The organism is Mesotoga sp. HF07.pep.5.2.highcov (assembly GCF_003666285.1).
Classification (GTDB): Bacteria; Thermotogota; Thermotogae; order Petrotogales; family Kosmotogaceae; genus Mesotoga; species Mesotoga prima.
The window spans coordinates 1-2240 of record NZ_JFHJ01000200.1 but is presented as its reverse complement, the minus strand read 5'-3'; the positions used below and the strand labels follow the sequence as shown (position 1 = coordinate 2240).

The following is a 2240-nucleotide window of genomic DNA, read 5'->3' as shown; positions in this document are numbered from 1 at the left end:
TATAATTGTTAGGGAGGTGTTTTCATGAATTTGGATAGGCTTACGGAAGTTGTATTTGTTCCGGGCATGACCGGAAGAGAAGAGATGATTAGAGCAAAGATTATCGAGATGCTTCCCGAGGGCGTAGAACCCTTTGTGGACGATCTGGGAAATGTTGTTTTAGAAGTAGGCAACGGAGATTCATCAATCGCTTTTGCAGCTCACATGGATGAAATCGGATTGTTAGTAACTGGTGTGAATTCCGACGGTTCATTGAGCTTCAAGAAGGTTGGAGGAATCGCCGATGAGCTTCTAGTAGGAAGACACCTGGATGTAATAACCTCCTCCGGCGAGTCCATAGATGGAGTGATAGGTATGACACCTCCTCACCTCCGAGAAAAAACCGATCTTTCCTGGCAGAACCAGGTAATAGATGTTGGCACTTCATCAAAGGAAGAAACTGCATCACTGGGAATAGAGGTTCTTGATTACGCGGTATTCAGAAAACAGATTTCAATACTTAACGATAAATATGTGGCAGTCAGATCCCTCGATGACAGATCTGGCTGTCTTGCCCTTCTGGATCTTCTCGATATGCTTATGGAGACCGATCTCGACAGGCGTATCGTTTTTGCCTGGACTGTACAGGAAGAGATCGGATTGATTGGAGCAAGGGCACTATCCGAAAGGCTGAAACCGAACCTCTTTTTCCCAGTTGATTCTTTTGCATGCTGTTCAAGGCTTACAGGTGACGTTAAACCCGGTAATGGACCCGTGCTAAGAATGTCGGACACTTCATCCCTGGGTGATTACGGTCTCGGAAAACGATTGATGGAGTTTTCAAGAGAAAGGGATATTCCTCTTCAGATGGGAGTAACCGGCGGAGGAACTGATGGAATTCCCTTCCAGCAGAAGGGGAAAAAGATGGTTCCACTCGCCATGGCTGTTAAGTATCTTCATTCCGAAACGGAATATATTTCGATGGAAGACTACGACAATCTCGTTAGATTGATGTTTCTTATTTCCACTGAATTCACGGTTTGATGATTAACTCTGACGACATTAGGAAATGGCTAGTCTCTTCGGGCGTGCTGAACAAAGTCGGAAAACCTAGCCGGTACATCGGCAAGGAACTGAATCGCGTCATTAAAGATCCAGACGACAAGCTGCGTATCCTTCTCTCCTTCCCAGACACATACGAAGTCGGTATGTCACATTTAGGTCTGAAAATCCTCTATAAAGAGCTCAATAAAACCGATGAGTTCTATGCCGAGAGAGCTTACCTTCCGTGGAAGGACATGATCGAGGAAATGATCAGCGCTCGGATCCCCCTTTATTCAATGGAAACATACACTGCCGCTGCCCAATTCGACATCGTTGGAATAACTCTTCAGTACGAGCTCTGCTATAGTAATGTGCTCGCACTGCTTGATCTTGCAGGCATTCCTCTTCTTCAGAAAGAAAGAACGACGGAACCACTAGTGTTGGGTGGCGGTCCATGTTCGACCAACCCAGAGCCAATGGCCGACTATTTCGACGCCTTTGTCATTGGAGACGGAGAAGCCGTAACACCTCAGATTTGCATTGAAGTAAGAGAAAACATAGAACTACTTAGATCTGGCAGAAGAAGGGAGCTTCTGGAACTGTTATCAAAGATTCAGGGAGTTTATGTTCCTTCACTAGGAAGAAGAAAGGTCGTCAAAGCAGTCATTGCCGACCTCTCGGACTACGAGATAGACCCCTCTCCACTGGTTCCTTACATGAAAACCGTTCACGACAGAGCTGTCATGGAAGTGATGCGGGGTTGTAATCGCGGCTGCAGATTCTGCCAGGCGGGGATGATTTACAGGCCTGTTAGAGAACGTGGAGTCGATGAGCTAAGGGAATCCGTGCGGAAGGTACTCAAGGCAACTGGATACGATGAGCTCTCCTTTCTCTCACTCTCGACAATGGATTACTCCGCTATAGACGTCTTGACCGAAGAGATCCTGCCTTTGCTTGAGCCGCAGAGAGTTGCGCTTTCTCTTCCCAGTACTAGAATAGATTCTTTTGGTGTCGAGATAGCCTCACAAATCGCGTCAATAAGAAAGACCGGCCTGACATTTGCTCCGGAAGCAGGTTCTCAGCGCCTCAGAAATGTAATAAACAAAAATGTTTCCGAGGACGATCTGATGGCTACCGTTAAGGCTGCCAAAAATAGTGGCTGGCAAAGAGTGAAGCTATATTTTATGGTTGGTCTGCCTACCGAGAGGGATGAAGAT

Annotated in this window: 2 protein-coding genes; both read left to right on the top strand. The window is 46.5% G+C overall.

The window, feature by feature from the left end; genetic code table 11:
- Nucleotides 1-24: 24 nt before the first annotated feature.
- Nucleotides 25-1023, top strand: a complete 999-nt coding sequence (locus BG32_RS04135; protein ID WP_121526445.1) for a M42 family metallopeptidase — start codon at nucleotides 25-27, stop codon at nucleotides 1021-1023.
- The coding region (locus BG32_RS04130) for a TIGR03960 family B12-binding radical SAM protein (protein ID WP_121526447.1) at nucleotides 1023-2240 on the top strand (1218 nt) is incomplete at its 3' end. The genes BG32_RS04135 and BG32_RS04130, both read left to right, overlap by 1 nt.